16 protein-coding genes are annotated in these 20081 nt (G+C 64.6%); 4 read left to right on the forward strand and 12 right to left on the reverse strand.

The features are described from left to right. Positions 1 to 22: 22 nt before the first annotated feature. From E7T10_RS08325 to rhmD, 8 genes are all read right to left on the reverse strand, one after another. Positions 23 to 2779: a TonB-dependent receptor gene (locus E7T10_RS08325; RefSeq protein WP_168189914.1), complete on the reverse strand. Its 2757-nt coding sequence runs from the start codon at positions 2777 to 2779 to the stop codon at positions 23 to 25. Between the two features lie 206 nt (positions 2780 to 2985). After that, positions 2986 to 4437 carry an oligogalacturonate lyase family protein gene (locus tag E7T10_RS08330; RefSeq protein ID WP_137721445.1) on the reverse strand — a complete coding sequence of 484 codons (1452 nt, stop codon included), beginning with the start codon at positions 4435 to 4437 and terminating at the stop codon, positions 2986 to 2988. Between the two features lie 29 nt (positions 4438 to 4466). After that, positions 4467 to 6749, reverse strand: coding sequence for a hypothetical protein (locus tag E7T10_RS08335; RefSeq protein ID WP_246845967.1), 2283 nt, complete (start codon positions 6747 to 6749; stop codon positions 4467 to 4469). Next, a complete protein-coding gene (locus E7T10_RS08340) occupies positions 6749 to 8014 on the reverse strand; it encodes an MFS transporter (protein WP_137721446.1) in 1266 nt (421 codons plus the stop codon). The genes E7T10_RS08335 and E7T10_RS08340 overlap by 1 nt, the downstream gene beginning before the upstream one ends. Positions 8015 to 8074: 60 nt before the next feature. After that, positions 8075 to 8977 carry an amidohydrolase gene (locus tag E7T10_RS08345; RefSeq protein WP_137721447.1) on the reverse strand — a complete coding sequence of 301 codons (903 nt, stop codon included), beginning with the start codon at positions 8975 to 8977 and terminating at the stop codon, positions 8075 to 8077. Positions 8978 to 8986: 9 nt separating this feature from the next. Continuing rightward, positions 8987 to 9739, reverse strand: coding sequence for an SDR family NAD(P)-dependent oxidoreductase (locus E7T10_RS08350; protein ID WP_137721448.1), 753 nt, complete (start codon positions 9737 to 9739; stop codon positions 8987 to 8989). Next, complete coding sequence (locus E7T10_RS08355; protein ID WP_137721449.1) at positions 9736 to 10584, reverse strand: fumarylacetoacetate hydrolase family protein; 849 nt, start codon at positions 10582 to 10584, stop codon at positions 9736 to 9738. Before E7T10_RS08355 ends, E7T10_RS08350 begins: the two co-directional genes overlap by 4 nt. A 30-nt stretch (positions 10585 to 10614) precedes the next feature. Then, complete coding sequence (rhmD, locus tag E7T10_RS08360) at positions 10615 to 11811, reverse strand: L-rhamnonate dehydratase (RefSeq protein ID WP_137721450.1); 1197 nt, start codon at positions 11809 to 11811, stop codon at positions 10615 to 10617. 140 nt (positions 11812 to 11951) lie between these two features. On the opposite strand from rhmD, the gene E7T10_RS08365 reads away from it, so the two are divergent. The 3 genes from E7T10_RS08365 to lldD are packed head-to-tail and all read left to right on the forward strand — an operon-like array spanning position 11952 to position 14687. Next, positions 11952 to 12758, forward strand: a complete 807-nt coding sequence (locus E7T10_RS08365) for an IclR family transcriptional regulator (protein WP_137721451.1) — start codon at positions 11952 to 11954, stop codon at positions 12756 to 12758. Positions 12759 to 12782: 24 nt separating this feature from the next. Beyond that, the gene (locus E7T10_RS08370) at positions 12783 to 13544 is read left to right on the forward strand and encodes an SDR family NAD(P)-dependent oxidoreductase (protein WP_137721452.1); all 762 of its coding nucleotides are present in this window, start codon (positions 12783 to 12785) and stop codon (positions 13542 to 13544) included. Positions 13545 to 13553: 9 nt separating this feature from the next. Next, positions 13554 to 14687, forward strand: a complete 1134-nt coding sequence (gene lldD, locus E7T10_RS08375) for an FMN-dependent L-lactate dehydrogenase LldD (RefSeq protein ID WP_137721453.1) — start codon at positions 13554 to 13556, stop codon at positions 14685 to 14687. A gap of 59 nt (positions 14688 to 14746) precedes the next feature. On the opposite strand, the gene E7T10_RS08380 is transcribed toward lldD, so the two are convergent. The 4 genes from E7T10_RS08380 to kduI all read right to left on the reverse strand — a co-directional run bounded on the left by E7T10_RS08380 (position 14747) and on the right by kduI (position 19241). Further along, positions 14747 to 16390 carry a pectate lyase gene (locus E7T10_RS08380; protein ID WP_137721454.1) on the reverse strand — a complete coding sequence of 548 codons (1644 nt, stop codon included), beginning with the start codon at positions 16388 to 16390 and terminating at the stop codon, positions 14747 to 14749. A 159-nt stretch (positions 16391 to 16549) separates the two neighbouring features. Next, entirely contained in the window at positions 16550 to 17593 is a 1044-nt protein-coding gene (locus E7T10_RS08385) for a sugar kinase (protein WP_137721455.1), read from the reverse strand. 21 nt (positions 17594 to 17614) lie between these two features. Continuing rightward, positions 17615 to 18373, reverse strand: coding sequence for a 2-dehydro-3-deoxy-D-gluconate 5-dehydrogenase KduD (gene kduD / locus E7T10_RS08390; protein WP_137721456.1), 759 nt, complete (start codon positions 18371 to 18373; stop codon positions 17615 to 17617). 22 nt (positions 18374 to 18395) lie between these two features. Further along, positions 18396 to 19241: a 5-dehydro-4-deoxy-D-glucuronate isomerase gene (kduI, locus tag E7T10_RS08395; protein WP_137722596.1), complete on the reverse strand. Its 846-nt coding sequence runs from the start codon at positions 19239 to 19241 to the stop codon at positions 18396 to 18398. 172 nt (positions 19242 to 19413) lie between these two features. On the opposite strand from kduI, the gene E7T10_RS08400 reads away from it, so the two are divergent. Beyond that, positions 19414 to 20076, forward strand: a complete 663-nt coding sequence (locus tag E7T10_RS08400; RefSeq protein ID WP_045811471.1) for an RpiB/LacA/LacB family sugar-phosphate isomerase — start codon at positions 19414 to 19416, stop codon at positions 20074 to 20076. Positions 20077 to 20081 lie beyond the last annotated feature (5 nt).

Below are 20081 nucleotides of genomic sequence, written 5' to 3' on the forward strand. Positions count from 1 at the left end.
TGGAGGCGTCAGGGAGGGAAGCTCAATACTTCCAGCGCAATCCCACGGCGATCTCTCGGCCGGTGTGACGGTAGTCGGACACGCGGTTGGTCACGTCGACATAACGGTCGGTATAGGCGTCCGTCAGATTGATGCCTTCAAGCGAGAAGGTCAGGTTCGGCGTGAACTCGTAGGACATGGAGGCATCGACATTGGTGGTGTCGTTGACGCCTTCTTCGGAGTTGCCGTTCGCGCCGGGGAAGGACAGCAGATACTGGCTGCGGTGTGCGATCGAGACGCGGGCCTGGAACGGGCCATCCTCATAATACAGGGTCGCGTTGGCGGTGTTCTTCGACTGGCCCGTCAAACGGTTTTTGCCGGCCGAGCCGTAGCTGACTTCGGAATCAACCCATGTGACGTTTCCGGTGAAGCCGAAGTTGGACCAAAGACCGGGCAGGAAGGTGAAGGGTTGCTGATACTGGATTTCGATCCCCTTCAGCGCGCCGCCTTCGCCGTTCAGGCGGCGTGTGACCTGGAAGATATCGGTCGGGCTTGCAGCGCCCTGAAGCAATTCGTTGGGCAGGCCCAGCTGGTTGTAGGGGATGCCGACTGTTTCGGATGTGATGAAGCTGTCGATGTCTTTGTAGAAGACGGCGGCGGCCAAAAGGCCCTCAGTCTGGAAATACCACTCGACCGAGAAATCGTAGTTGGTGGCGCGGAACGGGTCCAGAAGCGGATTTCCGTAGGACACGGTGCGGGTGGTCGGTGAGACGCTGCCGCCCGGGGTCAGATCGCCGAGGGTCGGACGGGACATCACCTTGGCAGCGCCCAGGCGAATCACCACGTCGTCGCGCGGCTCCAGCGCCAGGTTGAAGGACGGCAAGACGTCGTCATAGTCGTTGTCGGTTGTCACATAGTCATAGGTCGTGACCGGCGGCGTCCCCACTGCGATGGTTTGCCAGCCTTTGGCCGTGACCTCGGTCTGGGCGTAGCGGATGCCGGCATTGCCGCGCAGGACCATGCCTCCGACAGTCGTATTGAAGTCGGCTTGGAAGAAGACGCCCTTATCCGTTTCGTCCACCTCACGCTCGCTGCGATTAGCGACCAAGGGATCGTCATAGAAGCTGAGGAAATCAGCAATCTTGGAAATGTCCGGAACGATGAAGCTGAGATCAGAGCGTAAGCCGGCGCTTACTCCATCCCCGATGCTGACGACGCGTCCGATGCTGTCGACCCCGGTCAGTCGATCGGCGCCGGTCGGAGACGTTTTGGTCCGCGTCAGGCCAAAGGTCTCGAACCCATAGGTGCGATACTCGCCGCCGATCTTGAAGGTCAGGGAGTCGGACCAGTCGTAGGCCAATGAGCCGGCGCCGACCTTATTGTCAAAGTTGCCGCCGGCGTTGCTGCGCGTCGCATTGACCAAGGTGAAGCGTTGACCCGAAGTGACGTCAAAGCCGTAGTTGATGCGGGGCCGGCGATCGTCCTCGCGGAAGTCAAAGGTGTAGCCGTTCACGCCCGCGGCCTCGAACGCATAGGCGACATTGAGCGGCGTACGGGCTTCGGATCGGTTGGCGCCGACCTTCAGATTGCCATGCAGCCGGTCGCTGAAATCGTGGCGGACGTTCAGAGAGGCTTGGTAGAAGTTGCTTTCGTTGCGGGTGAAGCCGTTTTCGGCGCGCACCAGCATGTTGTCGAAGACGCCGTAGGACAGGATGTTCTTGTCGGCGTCGATCGCATAATCGCGCACGACGACGCTGTTGACGTTGGCGCGACTGAACGACCAGGCTTCGATGTTCGGGCTTTCCAGTTCCGAGTTGAACCGCGACCACAGGACGTCCAGCACCGCCTCGGTGCGGTCGCTTGGCCGCCATTGTAGTGCGCCCGTCATGCCCAGGCGGTCTTCCTGAGTATTGCCCAAGGTGTAGCGCGGGATGCGGGGATAGAAGGCGTTCAGCACGGCGTCACGTTGCGCCGTCGTGGTGCAGGGAATGCAGCCGCCAAAGTTCTGGCCGCGCCCATAGGGGTTGCCAGCGGCGTTGACGTTTGACGGGTCGCCCTTTTGCCAACGCGTCGTGTTGAAGCTGCCAAGGATTGGCGACCGCTCGGAGTAGGCAACCGAAACCAAAGCGCCGAAAGTCCGGTCCTCGTTCGACCAGCTCAGCAGACCCGCGAGCCGCGGCACCGTCTTCTCAGACAGATCGTTATAGGAGCCCTGTACAGACAGGGCGGAGTTCAGGCCGCTGCCGCCGAAGTCCAGGGGGCGACCCGTCTGCAGATCGACCGTGGCGCCCAGCGAGCCCTCCTCGATTTCGGCCGATTGCGTCTTGCGAACCTTGATGCTGTTGAACAGTTCGGACGCGAACATCGAGAAGTCGAAGCTGCGGTTGCGGTTGCCGCCAGACGCAGCCTGGGCTTCCAGGCCGTTGATGCGGGTGCGGGTGAAATCGGAACCCAAACCACGCACCGAGATGGTGGTGCCCTGGCCGTTGACGCGGTCGATGGTCACGCCGGGCAGGCGCTGGATCGCTTCGGCCAGGTTCTGATCGGGGAAGTCGGCCATGTCTTCAGCCAGGATGGCGTCCACCGCTCCGGCTTCGCGGCGCTTGATGTTCAGCGCCTGTTGCAGGCTGGACCGGAAGCCGGTGACGACGATTTCATCGACCACGGTTGCATCTTGGGCGGCGTCTTGCGTGATGGGTTCTGAGGCAGGAACCGCCTGAGCCGCAGCCGCCGACGCACCCATCAGGGCCGCCAGGGATACGCCAACCGCGCACAGGGTCCGGGTGTTGATCCGTCGCATTCGTTCTCTCCCCATCCCGGCGTCCGTCTGGCACCGGTGTCATTTTGTGGCATGCCGTCGCGTATATTCGGATTGGCGACGTGTCGTTTATTGCAACAGCTTCCCGCATTTTGCAACAAAATGATGTGGGGACGAGAGATTCCGCTGAGTACGTCGATAAATCCTCGACATCTCAGGCTTTAGGAGCCGAGCGATTGGTGATGTCTCTAAGCGCTACGGTCGATTTCGACAGCATAGACGTGGTTGGCGCCGTGCATGTTCGACACGAAGACGATCCATTTTGCGTCCGGCGTGAAGGTCAGATTCGGCTCCAGCCGGTAGTCGTGGTTGGACAGGTCCACCAGACGTTCCGAGCGCAGATACTCCACGAAAATCTGGTCGTCCTTGTCGCTGGACGGATCTTCATCGACGATCGGTTCGGGGCGCAACAGGACGAGCCATTTACCGTCGGGCGCATGAGCGACCATGTCGCCGTCGCCGCCGTCGCCAGCGAACAGGCTGCCGTCCGGCGAGACGTTGTAATGGACCGACCAGTCATTCTGCTCGACCTTGCGATAGACCCGGCGGCCCGTCTCCAGATCGACCGAGGCGACCCAGAAGACCTGGCCGCGCGGGGTTTGCAGGTCATAGAGCACCTGTTTGCCGTCCGGGCTAAACCATTCGTGGCCGAAGATCTCGAAGTTCATCGTCCGCTGATGGGTCTTTCTGAGGCCCGTGCCATCGGCGCGGATAGCCCACATTCGATCCACGCGGTGCCAAGGCCCTTCATGGCAAAAGATGATCTGCTGGGGGTCGGTGGGGGAGAACTGCGTGTGGCCGATCCATTCGTTGGTCTTGTGGATCACGCTTCGCTCGCCCGTGGTCAGGTCGATGACGAAGATTTCCATCGGATAGCGCGCGGCCCAGCGTTGAAGCATCCGGACGCCCTTGGCGCGGGCGAAGTTCAGCGGCTTTCCGTCCGGCCCATCAGCTTCGTATTCGGCCTGATCGAAGCGGCGGTTGCGCGGGTCGGGCACCGTCGGCTGTAGCGGTTGGCTGTCATAGGCCACGAAGCCCAGGAGCAGGCTCTCATCGGCATTGACCGAATTGATCTGACCGTTCGGTATCCGGCCGATCTCGCGACGGTGCTTGGTGTCGACGTCGATGACGAACAGGGTCTTGGCGCGGTCCATCAACTGGCCTTCGCCAGGCGCGGTCACCGAATAATAGACGTTTCGCCCCTTGCGGCCCGTGAACATCAGGTCGGCGTCATGGCCGGGCACCAGAACCTCGACGGCCCAGGTCGCCAGATTGACGGTCGAGATGCCCTGAGGCGTCGAGATGACCATCAGGTCGGGCGCCCCGACCTCCTTGGGCAAGAACATGTTCTTGTAGAAATAGGGCTTTCCGCCCCCGCCATCGGGCGAGACGCGGCGGATGCGATGGCCGGTCTTCGGATCGACCCACTCGGTAGGCACCGGGCCGTCCCAGCGCGGCCGCTCGACCGGCGTCTCTTGAGTCGAGGGCGGGGCGGTGTTGGGCGCGGGCCAGGCGGGGGTCTGTCCCGGCGCCGGTAGGACGGCCGGTGTGGCCTGCCCGTGAACGGTCGTCGTGGCGAAGGCGCCGACGGCTGGGGCGCTGAGCAGGGCCTTCAGGGCGGTGCGTCTCGAGGTCGTCATCGGGGCGGTCCTCTCGGGTTTTTTATGGATTACGGCGCGGGGGTCAGGCCTTCGACGCGGACGGTCCAGCCTTCCTTTGGGAAACCGGGCGCGTGGCCGCTGGACCCGTCCCAACCCGACGCCATCAGACCGACGGCCATCAGCAGCGACCCGTTGGACGGGAAATAGGTCTCGGCTGCGCGGCGATAGCCCGGACCATCCGGATTGACCGCCATCGTCACGCCGCCGGCGCCGGCCGAGACGGGGACCAGTTCGTCGGCGTGTTCATCCAGGTGAACGCGAGGCGTCATGCCGGTCACGCCCCATTGATTGTTCTTCAGGTCGGCGAACAGCCAGTTCACCGCCTTGTCCGGTTCGCCAAGGCGAGCCGCCGTCATCGCCATCATCGGGAAGTCCCAGCCCCAGGTCTGACGGACGTCCCAGTTCTGCTCCACCGCTTCAAACGTGCGGCGCATGGCGGCTGGATCGATCCGCGCGCCCGGAATGAAGCCATAGGCCATCAGGAAGGAGGGATGGTCGCGGTTCTTGCACTGAGCCGCCGCTGCGTGTCGGCGACAGGCGTCGGACATGGCCGTCTCCCAGAAGTCCGGCACGCTCTCGACGGGCAGATACAGGCCGTCCTTCATCGGCGGCGGCGCGATCTTGGCTAGGGCCTGATCCCAGTCGGCGCGGCGGGCCTGACCCCTGCGTTCGCGCCATTGCTGCGCGGTTTCGAGAGCCCAGCGGAAATACTCGACTTCGAACGTCGGGTTCACAGTGGTCAGGGGATCATAGTTCTCCTGCGCCGGGATCATCGGCGTGCCCAGGTTCAGCCGGCCGTCGCGTTCGATAGGCCAGGTGGCCAAAAGATCGGCCGTGGCTTCGACCACCTCGCCGTATCGATCCAGCACGGCAGGATCCTTGTCGGCCCGCCAGACCAGTTCGGCCAAAAGGATTGGATGCGGCTGCTGCCACATGATGAAGGGCGAGACCAGGCTGGGACTATTGCGACCCTCTGGCCCCCCCATCTTGGGCCACCAAGCGCCCTTGACCTGGTGACGGGCGGCCTCGGCGCGCGCGTTGTCCAGATTGCCGACGTACCAAGGCAGGCTGCGTTCAAGCATGTCGGGGTGGCCCCACATGGCCTGCCAGCCAGCGTGCCAGGGGTGCATTTCGAGGTGGAACTTGCCGTACCAGCTGTTGGAGAACAGGCCTTCTTCTTGCGGCGGCAGTTCGCCGGCGCCGTTCACCGCTGACAGGTACTGCGACAGGACGACGCGACGTTCGAGTTCTGCCGCTCGCGGATCGGTAGAGCCCGTGAAATCAACGGCGCCGCCCTGGGTCCAGAAACTGTTCCAGTGTGCAGTCGTCGCCTGGACGCTGGCGGAGTAAGCAGGCGTCTTCTCAACGGGCTCTTGCTCACCGAAGCGGACCATGACGGTCAGCCTGTCGCGACCAGCAGCGCCCACGCGAAAGGCGTCGGGGCCGCTTTGTTCGATCTTACCGGATGCGGTGATGCCGGAATAATAGGTGGTGTCGTCCAGGGTGCGGCGAATATGGACGTCGCCTGTGTCGGAGGCGACGATGTTCAGGCTCTGGTCGCCATCGCGGTCGAACGTCGTCGGGTCTGGATTGATGGCGGGGTTCACGCCCGGATAGCGGACCTGGACGCCCAGGCCCTGAGAGGAAACGAGAGGCGAGGCGATCTCGACCATGACCATGTCCAAGGTCGGGTGGACGCGGGTCACGATCTCGACCGACTGGCCATCGTAGGTGAAGCGGCTGGTCAGGGCGCCGGACCACAAGTCTAGCGTCTGGTGCGTGCCTGCAATCTTTGCAAAGTCCAGCGCTGTGCCGTCGGCGAAGGTCAGGCCGATGCGACTAAGCGAGAACCGATGCGGATTGGCCCGCAGCCAGGTGTAGGCGGGTTGCGTCTCGGCCACGGACCACGACTTCATCCAGGCATAGGGCTGTTCGCCCCGGCCCGGCACGGGCACATCGATCAGGCCGTCCTGTTCCGTATAGCCGTTCGGATTAGGAAAGCTGTGCCAGGCCCATTGGGCCATGGTCAGCAGAGGCGCGAGTTCCGAATACTGCTCGGGAAAGGTTTGAAGCCCGGTGATGTCGGCGGTGAAGCCCAAGTCGCCGTTGCCCAGCATGATCGGGGCATGGCGATCGACGGCGGTCAGAGTCACGTTGTGGCGCGTGACCAGGGCGTGGCGGTCGATGGGAGACGCCGGCGCCAAGGCGGCGGTGGGTGCGACCGTTTCGGCGCAGGCGGTCGTGGAACTGGCTAACAGCGTGAAGGCGAGGAGGGCTGTGCGAAGACGCATCACTTCGCCTCCGCCTTCAGCCCCAGTCCCGCACCTTTCCAGCCGTACCAGGCGACGACGGCGAAGCAGGCGGCCGGCAGCAGGAAGGCGACATTGGCGCCGTAGAGGTCGGCGATCCTGCCCATGGGCCAGGGCAGCAGAACGCCGCCGCCGATCGCCATGACCATGAGGGACGAGGCCTTCTTGGTGCCGGCGCCCAGGCCGGCGGTACCCAGGGCGAAGATGGTCGCGAACATGGTGGACATGAAGAAGAAGACGGCCAGCAGGGCGATGGGCGAGACCTTGTCGATACCGGCGGCGACAATCAGCGTCAGCACGACATTGATGACGCCGTAGGCCGTCAGAAGCACGCGTGGCTTGATCTTCAACAGCAGGGCGGTGGCGAAGAAGCGCCCGACCAGATAGCCGATCGCCGCCAGCGACAGCATGAAGGCGCCCTGCTGCGACGTCAGACCCTGCCAGTTGTGCGTCACCAGATTGATGAAGTAGGCGCCGATGCCGACCTGGGCGCCGATATAAAGGGCTTGGGTAATCACGCCGGCGACGAAGTGCGGCTGCTTGGACAGGGGCAGGGCAGGGGCGTCGCCTTGCATCGCGCCGCCGTGGTCGGACAGGCCGGTCTCCGGCAAACGGGCGCGCCAGACGGCAAGGGCGAACAGGACCACGCCGACGGCGATCAGCCCGTAGACAATCTGGATCGACCGGGTCGCGCCGCCCAGGGCTTCGGTCGTCGTCGGGCTGAAAAAGACCGCGCCGCCGATCAGGGGACCGAAGAAGACGCCAAGCGCATTGAACGACTGGGCCAGGTTCAGCCGCTGTGAGGCCTTGGCCGGATCACCCAGGACGTTGACGTAGGTGTCCGCGCTGGTCTCGAGGATGCACAGACCGGCGGCAAGAACGAACATCGAGCCGACGAAGGGCAGGAAGGCGCCGGCGCCCGCGGCCGGGATGAACAAAAGGGCGCCGACGGCGGTGACCGCCAGGCCCGACACGATGCCGAACTTGTAGCCCCGCGCATGCAGCAGCATGCCTGCCGGAATCGACAGCAGCAGATAGGCTCCGAAATAGGCGATCTGCAGCCAGGCGCTGTCAGCCTGGCTGATGCTCAGCGTCTCCTGGAAATGCTTGTTCAGCACGTCCAGCAGACCATAGGCCAGGCCCCAGATCAGGAAGCAAGCGATGGCGAAGGCCAGCGGGCCCTTCAGCGACCCGGCGGGCTTGGCCAAGCCCCCGGGTGGGTGGGCGGCGTCGGTCTCGATGACCATGGGGGTACTCTCCTGGTGTTCCTCGGGCCTCGCCGTCTTGGTGCGGCTTTGGCGGATGGGTCAGATACGGTAGATCGCCTCGGCATTGGCGGCGAACAGGCGGTCGCGTTCGTCGGCCGAGAAGTCGGCCGTGATCGCGTCGAAGGTGGAATAGAAGGCGTCGAAGGTTCCGTGGACGCTTTCGACGGGAAAGTCCGAGGCGAACATGGCGCGCTCGGTGCCGAAGGCGTCGATGCATTCGAGGACGGTCGGGCGGATGCTGTCGGGCGTCCAGGCACGGTCGGTGATTCCCAGGCCCGAGATCTTGATCGAGACCTGCGGCTGGGCGGCGAGCAGGCGCAGACCTGTGCGCCACCGCTCCATCCCCGCCGCGTTCCGGTCGGTCGGCAGGCCGGCGTGGTTGACGATCATGGGTATGTCGGGGTGGCTCGCGGCGATGATGGCGGCGGTCGCCATCTGTGCCGGATAGAGCTGGAGGTCGAACGACAGCCCATAAGGCGCCAGCTTGGCGAAGCCCTCGACCCATTTCGGATCACGCAACAGATCGCGGTCGGTGTAGGTCTTCAACGGATCCTCGTGCCAGCAGACGATCTGGCGCACGCCGCGGACGTTCGGCCGGGCGGCGTGGGCCTCCAGCAGGGCGTCCAGATCGGGATCCAGCATATCGGCGCCGGCGACGATGGCGTGTGGGTAGCCGGTGTCATCAGCGATCGACTGCAGCCAGTCGGTCTCGGCCAGCTGCTTGCCCACAGGCTGGCCGGCCTCGACGTGAACGATCTTGTCCACGCGCCAGCCCGCCGTGTCCGCCAGGTAGTCGTCCAGCAGATAGTTTGCGTTGGCGATGGGCGACATGTCTCCCGCCGGATTGTTCGGCAGGGGGGCGTCCTGAAGCCAGCCATAGCGCGCACGCGACAGGTCCCACAGGTGGACGTGCCCGTCGACGATGCGAAGGTCCGAAGCCACGCGTGCGTCCTAATAGGTCGTTCTGCCGCCCGACGTGTCGAACGTCGAAGCGGTGGTGAAGCTGCACTCTTCGGAGGCCATGAAGCAGACCATGGCGGCGCTCTCCTCGACCTCGCCCAGGCGTCCCATGGGGATCTTGGAGCGCATGTAGTCGACCTGGCTCTGGGGCAGCTGCACCAGGATCGGGCTTTCGAAGGTGGCGGGGGTCAGGCTGTTGGCGACGACGCCCTTGCCGGCCAGTTCCTTACCCAGCGACTTGGTAAAGCCGATCACACCGGCCTTGGAAGCGGAATAGGCTGAGGCATTGGGGTTGCCTTCCTTGCCCGCGACCGAGGCCACATTGACGATCCGGCCGTAACCGTTGGCCAGCATGAAGGGCACGATGGCGCGCGAGCAGTAGAAGACGCCGTTCAGATTGATGTCGACGACCCGCTTCCAGCTGTCGATCGGAAACTCCTGCACCGGGACGGTGGCGCCGGTGATGCCGGCCGAGGCGACCAGGATGTCGATTCGGCCCTCCAGCACCTGGGCCGAGGTCTCCGCGGCGGCGGCGACGGCGTCGGGGTCGGCGACGTCCAGGGCCATCACATGGGCGGCCCCCACCTCGGCGGCGGCGGCCGTCAGCGCCTCGGCGTTGAGGTCCCACAGCACGACCTTGCCGCCCTCGGCGACGATGCGGGCGGCGGCGGCCTTGCCGAGGCCAGAGGCGCCGCCGGTGACGACGGCGGTGCGGCCCGCGAAACGGCCCTGATAGGCGCTCATCGGGTCCACTCCACGAAGGTCTGACCCTGTTCACCCAGCTTCTGGATGCCCAGACGGACCGTGTCGCCAGCCTTGAGATAGAGCGGCGGCTTCTGGCCCAGACCCACGCCGGGCGGGGTGCCGGTGGTGATCAGATCGCCGGGCTCCAGCGTCATGAACTCCGACAGATACGACACGATTTCGGCGACCCCGAAGATCATGGTCCGGGTGTTCCCGGTCTGCATCCGCTTGCCGTTCAGATCCAGCCACATGTCCAGGTTCTGCACGTCGCCGACCTCGTCGGTGGTGACGATCCAGGGGCCGACGGGGCCGAAGGTGTCGCAGCCCTTGCCCTTGTCCCAAGTGCCGCCCCGCTCGGTCTGATAGGCGCGCTCGGACACGTCGTTGATCAGCACGTAGCCGGCGACGTGATCCAGGGCCTCGGCCTTGGAGACGTAAGAGGCGGGCTTGCCGATGACGATGCCCAGCTCGACCTCCCAGTCGGTCTTTTCCGAGCCGCGCGGGATGACCACGTCGTCGTTCGGTCCGTTCAGACAGGTGATGGCCTTGGTGAACAGAACCGGCTCGGCCGGGATCGGCAGGTTCGATTCCGCCGCGTGGTCGGCGAAGTTCAGGCCGATGGCCAGGAACTTGCGCACGCCGGCGATCGGCACGCCATAGCGCGGCTGGCCCTCGACCAGGGGCAGGGTGGTCGGGTCGATGGCCTTCAGTGCCTCAAGCGCCGGGCCATGCAGTTGGTCGGGCGTGATGTCGGAGATAGCGCCCGACAGATCGCGGATGCGCCCCTCGGCGTCCAGCGTGCCCGGCTTTTCCTGGCCCTTGGGGCCGTAACGCAGCAATTTCATAGTGGCGGAGAAGCTTTCGTCTTGGCGAAGTTAAGGTCGCGCGTACGGGCGATGCAGATCGATGTCGGGGTTCAGTTCGACGCCGAAGCCGGGGGTTTCTGGAACCTTCAGGCGGCCGTTTACGGGGACGGGTTCGCCGATCAGTTGCGGATGGAACATCGGCACGACCTCGTCGGCGCCGGGGGCCATCATAAGGAACTCCGCGAACGGGCTGTTATGGCGCGTCACCACGAAGTGGTAGGAATAGACCGACGAGCCGTGAGGGATCATCAGCACGCCCTTCGCGTCCGCCAAGGCCGAAATCTTCTGCAGTTCGGTGACGCCGCCGCACCAGCCCACGTCCGGCTGGATGATGTCGCAGCATTCCATTTCCAGCAGCATGCGGAAGCCCCAGCGGGTGGCCTCATGCTCGCCGGTCGTGACCAGCATTCCCTTGGGGGCGTTCTTCTTCAGCGCCTGATAGCCCCAGTAGTCGTCGGGGCTAAGCGCCTCCTCGATCCACTTCAGACCCAGCTTGTGGGCTTCGTGGGCCAGACGTGTGGCGTAGTTGAGGTCCAGCGCCATCCAGCAGTCGAACATCAGCCAGAAATCGTCGCCGCAGGCGTTCCGCATGGCTTCGAGTTCAGCGATGTTCTTGTGCAGGCCTTCTTCGCCCTCGGCCGGGCCATGGTGCAGAGGCATCTTGCCGCCGATGAAGCCCAGTTCCTTGGCTTTGTCGGGTCGCGCGCCGGTGGCGTAGAAGGTCAGTTCGTCGCGCACCGCGCCGCCCAGCATGGCGAATACCGGCTCCTGACGCAGACGACCTAACAGATCCCACAGCGCCAAGTCGACGCCGGAGATGGCGTTTACCACCAAGCCTTTGCGGCCATAATACTGGGTCGAGAAATACATCTGGTCCCAGATCTTCTCGACCTCGGACGGATCGCGCCCTTCGAGGAAGCGGGCCAGGTGTTTCTCGACGATATAGGCCGCCGGTTCGCCACCTGTCGTGACTGCAAAGCCGACGACGCCGTTCTCGGCTTCGATCTCGACCACCAGGGTGCCCAGGACATTGATGCCAAAGCTGCGGCGGCTCTGGCGATACTCGGGATATCTCGCCATCGGCGTGGCGATGTGGTCGTCGATCCAGTGGCCGTCGCCCTGATCGTGATAGTCGGCGCCGCCGCCGGTTCCGTCGTTTTTCACGACGAAGGCGCGGACGTGTTTGATGCGAGGCAGGCGGCTCATGGCATAATCACCAAAGACTGGTGATCCGCTCCCATAATGCGGGATTTCACTGGCTTTCCTCCGTGCGTCACGTCAATGTCCCCCGTGTAGCCCCAAACGACTTGCGCGTTTTGCTACATTCTGAGAATGAGGATTACGAAATGGGACGATCGGCGTCAATCAAGACCGTGCAGGTTGATGGGGAAGAAGAGGCGGGGGCCAAGGCGTCCGGCAGCCAGACCCTGCTGCGCGGTCTGGACGTCATCGACGCCCTGATCGACGGCGCCCTGCCGCTGGCTGAACTGTCGGAAAAGCTGGAGCTGACGCGCAGCACGACCCACCGTCTGGCCTCGGCGCTGGTCGAGCGTCGCTTGCTGTCGTTCCGCCCGCGCGAGGGCTATTCCCTCGGCCCCAAACTGCTGGAACTGGGCCACGCCGCCAGCCAGCAGATGCATCTGCCGCGCGTGGCCCGGCCTTGGCTGGAGCAACTGTCGGCCCAGACGGACGACACGGTGCACCTCGGCGTGCTGGACGGCCGCCATGCGCTCTATCTGGACAAGGTCGCCGGCCGGCGTCGCATCAACATCGGCTCGCGTCTGGGCGAGCGGCACCCCATTGCCTCGACAGGGCTGGGCAAGGCGCTGATTCTGGACAAGACCGAGCCGGAATGGATCGACTTCTACGCCGAGCCGGGTGCCGCCTTCGACTCGTCGGCCCGCGCAGTCTGGCTTGAGCGGATGCATGGCTACGCCCGGAAGGGCTACGCTTTCGATCTGGAAGAGAATGAGGATCAGATCCGCTGCGTCGCCGCTCCGATCCGGTCGGTGAACGGACAGATCGTCGCCGCCCTGAGCGTTTCCTCGGCCGCGCAATACATGTCCGATGCGCGGATGGCCGAACTGACCAAGACCGTCACCGACGCCGCCAACGCCATCAGCGCCGACCTCGGTTGGTCGCCCAAATCCTGAAACCGATCTACCGCCGGAGCCCGCATGCTGCTTGAAAACAAGGTCGTCCTGATCACGGGCGCATCGCGGGGCATCGGGCGGGCGACGGCGATCGAGGCCGCGCGTCAAGGGGCGGATGTCGCCCTGAACACCTTCCGAGACGAGGCAGCCGCCACCGAGGTGGTTGCCGAGATCGAGGCGCTGGGCCGCCGGGCCATCGCCGTCGACGGCGACGTGGCCCAGCCCGAGAGCGCTACAGCCTTCGTCGCCGCCGCCGTTCAGGCGCTGGGCCGGGTGGACGTCTTTGTCTCGAACGCCGGCATCTGTCCCTTCCACGCCTTCCTCGACATGCCAGTCGAGATCCTGCGCCGGACGATGGAGGTCAATCTGCACGGCGCCTATTACATGGTGCAGGCCGCCGCCAATCAGATGGTCAAGCAGGGGGAGGGCGGCGCCGTCGTCGCCATCAGCTCGATCTCGGCCCTGGTCGGCGGCGAGATGCAGACCCATTACACCCCAACCAAGGCCGGGGTGCACAGCCTGATGCAGTCCTGCGCTGTCGCCCTGGGCCGCCACGGCATCCGCTGCAACTCCGTCCTGCCGGGCACCATCGCCACCGACATCAACAAGGACGACCTCGCCGATCCGCAGAAGCGCGAATATATGGAAGGGCGCATTCCGCTGGGGCGTCTGGGCCGGCCCGAGGACATCGCTTCGGTCGTCGCCTTCCTGGCCTCGGACATGGCGGGCTATATGTCCGGCGCGGCGCTGCTGGTGGACGGCGGCGCCTTCGCCAACTTCCAGTAGGATGAGCGCGTGATCATTTCGTCGCCGAGCGATTATCGGGAAGCCGCGCGGCGCAAGCTGCCGCCCTTCCTCTTCCAATACATCGACGGCGGCACCTATGCCGAGCAGACCCTGCGCCGCAACATCGAGGACTGGCAGGCCATCGCCCTGCGCCAACGCGTGCTGCAGGACATGACCAGCCTCAGCCTGGAGACCCGTCTGTTCGACGAAACGCTGCGCTTGCCGATCATTCTGGCGCCCGTCGGCCTGACCGGCATGTATGCGCGCAGGGGCGAGGTCCAGGCGGCCAAGGCGGCGGCCTCGCGCGGCGTGCCGTTCACGATGTCGACCGTGTCTGTCTGCCCGATCGAGGAGGTCGCGCCGGTCATCGACCGACCCATGTGGTTCCAGCTCTATGTGTTGCGCGATCGTGGCTTCATGAGGAATGCGCTGGAGCGGGCTAGGGCGGCGGGTGTGAAGACCCTGGTCTTCACCGTCGATATGCCGACGCCTGGCGCTCGCTATCGTGACGCCCATTCGGGCATGAGCGGCCCCAATGCCGAAATCCGCCGCATGGTCCAGGCGATGACCCATCCGGCCTGGGCCTGGGATGTCGGAGTGCGCGGCACGCCGCACGATCTGGGTAATGTCTCGGCCTATCTGGGCAAGCCGACGGGGCTGGCCGACTACATTGGTTGGCTGGCCAATAACTTCGATCCGTCGATCTCGTGGAAGGACCTCCAGTGGATCCGCGACTTCTGGGACGGGCCGATGATCATCAAGGGCATCCTGGATCCGCAAGACGCCCGCGACGCCGTTAGCTTCGGCGCAGACGGCATCGTGGTGTCGAACCACGGCGGGCGTCAGTTGGACGGCGTGCTGTCCTCGGCCCGCGCCTTGCCCGCCATCGCCGACGCGGTGAAGGACGAGCTGAAGATTCTGGTGGATTCCGGCATTCGCAACGGCCTGGACGTGGTTCGCGCCATCGCGTTGGGCGCCGACGCTGTCCTGCTGGGCCGGGCCTTCATCTACGCCCTGGCGGCGAACGGGCAGGCCGGCGTCGAAAATCTGCTCGACCTGTTCGAAAAGGAAATGCGCGTCGCCATGACCCTTACCGGCGCCAAGTCGATCGCGGGCATGACCCGCGAAATGCTGGCGATCTGACGCAGGATCAGTGCTCATCCCCGCCGTAAAAGCGGGGACAGCGCACATCTTCGCAAGTCCTAAGCCCCCAACGCCTCGATCAGGTCGCCCATGTTGCGGATGAAGACCGAGGTGGAAACGCCTTCGACCGGGAAGTCGGTATTGTAAGGCGAGGTGTCCCACAGGTCGCCGACGCGGGTCATCTGGTATTCGCCGCCTGTCACGGCGGTGGGGGAGGGCCCTTTGTACGGATTTGACGTCGTGGTCAGCGGCGTGGGCCAATAGCCGCGCGCATTTAGCCCGGCCATGACTTCGGCGGCGCGACCGGCGTGAGGCGCGGTCGGGCGACGAGCGTCGCTGGACATGTCCCAGACATCGACGTCCTGAAGCGTGAAATACTTGGGCAGGTTCAGCGAGCCGGGGCGAGCCTTCAGCGGCGAACCGCGCGTGGCTTCATCGACCGGCATGGCCGACAGACGCGCATAATCCGCGCGCAGGGCCGGGGTGTCCACATTGCGGAACGAACCGTAGTGGACGATCAGATTGGTGGGGTTGTCGTCGGCGTAGTACTGGCCGTTGGCGATGTTGGACCCGCGCCGGTGGATGTAGATCGGGGTGTTGGCGCCTTCCAGGATGAAGGTTGGGTGCGTGCGGCCCGGCGTGTTCAGCGGCGGCTTGGCCGCGACCTGATCCAGCCAGTCCATGGCCTCGGGCAGGCGGGCCAGATACTTGCGGTCGCCCGTCAGGCGATAGAAGCCCATCATCGACTTGATATTGGTGCCGGTCGTGTGGGTGACGAAGGCTTGCGGTTCAATGGTGCGGGCGCCCGCCGGCTTCAGCGTGTCGGGGAAGTGCTGCAGGCCCCAGGCGGGTTGCGGCTGCGGCTGCTGGGTCTTTACGAAGATGTCCATGCCGCGATTGATGGCGTCCAGAATCCTCGCATCGCCCCGGCCGTTCCGTGCCAGGCCGTGATAGGCGTAGATCAGGAACTCCAGGTTCTCGCCGGCCACGTCGTCGTTGAAGGTGATGTAGGGCGTATAGTCCGCATGGCCGTGCAGGCCGCCGTTCTCGACGAACGGATAGCGCTGGGGCCAGCCGCCGTTTTCATACTGGCTCTCCAGCACGAAGCTGATCGCCTTGTTCAGCGGCGCCAGATATTTGCGATCCTTCTTCTCAAGGTAGATGCGCAGCAACAGTTGCGACGCCTCGGCTGTCCCCGCGTCGTCGAACGTCGCGTTGCCGTAGTAGTGGTGGAATTCCTCCAATCGCCAGGCGTTGGCGGCGACCGTGCCGTACCACTGCTTCAGCGACTCCTCGCCGGCGGTGTCGATCACATAGTTCCAGCCGCCCAGCGGGTGCTGGCCCTTGACCAAGGCGTCCGCAGCCTTCTTGGCCGCTTCATAGTAAAACTCGTCGCCGGTGGCGTGATAGGCGTCCAGGAACAGATGGCCCACGGTCGCGGTGCCCGGCGGCTGGACCCAGATCATCGTCGGGTTGGCCTCGAGCTCACCCCAACGGCGCGAGAAGTCGGGCAGATATTGCCAGACATAGCCGCCTTCGACGGCGGCCTCTTCGCTCATGAACCGAGCGGCGCGCTTCATGGTGTCCAGAATGGCGGCGCGCCCTGGCGAAGCCTGGGCCAGGACGGGGCCGGACGCGGCGACGAAGGTGGCGGCGGCGCCGGCGGCCAGAAGGGCGCGGCGGTTCATGGACGTGACGGACATGGGAACTCCTTGTGTGACCTCTCTCGCACGGTTTCTTCTGACCGTTTAGCATCGTCACTGAAGCATGATTGACACCGGTTTCCTAGTCCTACGGCGCCATTGAAAAAGGCCGCATGGACTTCCCCATGCGGCCTCCACACGATCTCAATGTTAGCAGCCTCAGCGGCGGATATCGAACCCGCCGTCGCCCATAGCGGCGCGCACATCGTCGGCGGAGAACAGGTTGAAGTCGCCGGGGATCGAATGTTTCAAGCCGGCGGCGGCGAGGCCGAAGTCGAGGGCCTCCTGGTCCGACCAGCTGCTCCACAGGCCGAACAAGACGCCGGCGGCGAAGGCGTCGCCGCCGCCGACCCGGTCAACGACGCCGGCCATGTGAATGGCCTCGGCTCTGGTCTCGATCACGTCGTCGCCATTGCGCGTCAGCATGGCGGCCGACAGGGCCTGGTCGGCGACGCTGTCCTGAACCCGCAGGGTGCAGGCGATGCGTTGCAGGCGCGGGAAGGCGGCGAAGGCGGCCTTGGCGGCTTCACGACGACGCACAGCCGGGTCGGGGCTGTCGAATGTCGCCTTCAGCGCCAGGGCGAAGTCGCGGTCGTCGGCGAAGGCGACCGTGGCGCCGGCCAGCATCTTGCCGAGCGTGGCCGGCGGATCGCCATCCCATTGTTCCCACAACTTGCCGCGGAAGTTGCCGTCGTAGCTGACCTTCACGCCGTTCTTGACGGCGGCCTCGATGATTGCGACGGCGGCGGCCGAGCCATTCGGGCCCGTCGCCGGCGTCACGCCCGAAGCGTGCAGCCATTCGACGCCGTTCAACATCTGGTCCCAGTCGAAGGCCGTATCGACATGTTCGACGAAGGCCGATCCGGCGCGGTCATAGAGGACTTCCGACGGACGACGTACAGCGCCGGGTGTCAGGAAATACAGGCCCATACGGCCGGGTTTGAAGACGACCTGAGAGGTGTCGACTCCGTGCTTGCGCACCTCGTCACGCACGCCGCGGCCCAGCGCATTGTCGGCCAGGACCGTCGCCATGCCGGTCGGCGCGCCGAAGCGGGCCAGCGACACGGCGACATTGGCCTCGGCGCCGGCCGGACGCACAGTCAGGGCAGGGGACTGCATCAGCAGTTCGTTGGCGTTGGGCGAAAACCGCAGCAGCATCTCGCCGAAGCAGAGGATGCGGCGGGAAGATGCAGCCTGGGTCATGATCGCAACGCTAGCCCCGGATCAACGCGCCTGCCAGCCGCCGTCGACCGGCAGGATGGCGCCCTGGACGTAGTCGGAGGCCCGGCTGGCCAGGAACACGGCCGCGCCGCCCAGGTCCGACGGCTCGCCCCAACGCCCGGCCGGGATGCGGCCCAGGATTTCGGCCGAACGCACCGGGTCCTCGCGCAGAGCCTGGGTGTTGGCCGTGGCGAAATAGCCGGGGGCGATGGCGTTGGCGGTGATGCGGTGCGGCGCCCATTCGTTGGCCATCAGTTTGGTCAGGCCGGCGACGCCCGATTTGGACGCCGTATAGGACGGCACGCGGATTCCGCCCTGGAAGGACAGCATTGAGGCGATGTTGATGATCTTGCCGCCGTCGCCCTGTTTGATGAACAGACGGGCGACCGCCTGGCTCATGAAGAAGACGGTCTTCAGGTTGATATTCATCACCAGGTCCCAGTCCGCCTCGGTGAAGTCGACGGCGTCGGCGCGGCGAATCAGGCCGGCGTTGTTCACCAGGATGTCGATCCGGCCCATGGCGGCCAGAGTTTCCTGCACGACGCGTTCGACCGGATCTATCGAGGTCAGGTCGGCGCTGATAGCGTGGGCGCGACGGCCCATCGCCTGTACCTTGGCGACCGTGTCGTCAGAGTCCGACAGGGCGACCGAGACGATGTCTGCGCCCGCCTCAGCCAAAGCCAGGGCGATGCCTTGGCCCAGGCCCACATTGCCGCCGGTCACCAGCGCGACCTTGCCGGTCAGGTCGAATGGATTGCTCATGCTTTTCTTCCTCTTGTCCTGATTACTTCAGCTGGCAGATGTCGAGTTTGTACATGTCGGTATAGTCGAGGTTCTCGCCGCCCATGCCCCAGATGAAGGTGTAGTTCGAAGTGCCTGCGCCGGTATGGATCGACCACGGCGGGCAGATCACGGCCTCCCCGTCGGCGATGACGATGTGGCGCGACTTGTGCGGTTCGCCCATGAAGTGAAAGACTCGGTCGTCTCCGCCCAGGCCGAAATACAGATAGGCTTCCGAGCGGCGGTCATGGATGTGAGGCGGCATGGTGTTCCACACCGAGCCGGGCTTCAGCACCGTCACGCCCAGCAGTAACTGGCAGGACTTCACCTTCGCCGGCACAACATACTGGTAGATGGTCCGTTCGTTCGATGTCTCCAGCGCGCCCATTTCGAGCGGCACGGCCTCGTCGATCGAGATCTTTGTCAGGTCGTAGCGGGCGTGGGCGGGCGTGGCGACCAGATAGAATTTCGCTGGTTCGGCCGGGTTCTGGGAAGCGAAGCTGACTTCGCTCGATCCCATCGGCACATAGAGGCCGTCACGGAAGCCCAGTTCGATAGTTTCACCATCCACCGTGATTGAACCGGGGCTGCCGATATTGACCACGCCCAGTTCACGGGTCTGCAGGAATGGCGCGCCGGCCAAGGAGGGCGGCTCCGACTGCGTGGGCAGGTTCAGGGCGGTCTCCGCCGGGGTCGCGCCGCCGATGATCATGCGCTCGTGGTGGGAGTAGTTCAGGTTGACCTTCCCCGGAACGAACAGGCCCTGGATCAGATAGCGATCGCGCAGCTGCTGGTTCGAGGCCCCGTCCATCATGTCGGGATGGGTGGCCTGATAGACTTTGTCGTACATGGGGTCGTACATGCCGGTCTCCCTGGGAACTCGCAGCGCGAGCCACCGAGACGGATCTTGCGCCCGTCCTTCTGTGGACTAGGTAACCGGTGTCATATAATGATGCAATCGATTAGACCAACGCCGTCCACATATGTCGGCATCGCTTCGCCACCGTCTTGAGGATTCCCCCATGAAGATCGCTCTCATCATCGAAAACAGCCAGGCCGCCAAAAGCGAGACGGTGCATTCCGCTCTAACCGCTGTCGCCGAACCGCTAGGCCATGAAGTTTTCCACTATGGAATGTACGCGGCCGACGATAAGGCCTCGCTGACCTACGTCATGAACGGCGTGCTGACGGGCATTCTGTTGAACTCCGGCGCAGCCGATTTCGTCGTCACCGGCTGCGGAACCGGCATGGGCTCGATGCTGGCCTGCAACAGCATGCCGGGCGTCTTCTGCGGTTTGGTGATCGACCCGACCGACGCCTTCCTGTTCGGCCAGATCAACGACGGTAACGCCATCTCGATGCCCTATGCCAAGGGCTTTGGCTGGGCTGCTGAACTGAATCTGCAGGACGTGTATCGCAAGCTGTTCGAGGGCGAGCGGGGCCTGGGCTATCCCAAGGAACGCGCCGAGATCATGCGCAAGAATCGCGGCGTGCTCAGCGACCTGAAGTCGGTAACCTGCCACGACATGCTGACGGTTCTGAAGACGATGGACCAGGACTTGCTGAAGGCCGCCATCGCCGGCGAGAAATTCCAGGACTACTTCTTCGCCAACGCCACCGACGAAGGCATTCGCGACTATCTGAAGGGCGTTCTCGCCGCCAAGCCTGCGCTCGAAACGGCCTGAGGCAG

It is taken from the genome of Brevundimonas sp. SGAir0440 (assembly GCF_005484585.1).
Taxonomy (GTDB): domain Bacteria; phylum Pseudomonadota; class Alphaproteobacteria; order Caulobacterales; family Caulobacteraceae; genus Brevundimonas.